Here is a 276-nt window from a genome sequence, read left to right on the forward strand (position 1 = left end):
TGCGGGGGCCTTGTGCGGCTCAGTTGTGCCGGCGTCTCTCCGCCTCGTAGTCGGCGAACATGTCAGCAACGCAACGGCTGCTTTTTACCGCCGTTTCCAGATCTTTGGCTGCTTGGGGCGCATCGCAAATGTCGCCGCGCTTGCGTGCGGCATCCCACATGCGCAGGGCCTCCCGCACGACTTCACTGCTCGAGGCGTAGGTGCCGGTGTCGACTGCGGCACGAATGCCCGCGGCCTGAAGCGGAGAGATGGAAACCGTTACCATCGGCATGATAT

Annotated in this window: 1 protein-coding gene; it reads right to left on the reverse strand. The window is 63.0% G+C overall.

What is annotated here, in order from left to right:
* Positions 1–19: 19 nt before the first annotated feature.
* The coding region (locus ACPYOG_RS19475; RefSeq protein ID WP_481295774.1) for a ribbon-helix-helix domain-containing protein at positions 20–276 on the reverse strand (257 nt) is incomplete at its 5' end.

It is taken from the genome of Leifsonia sp. HAY1-4F (assembly GCF_056755275.1).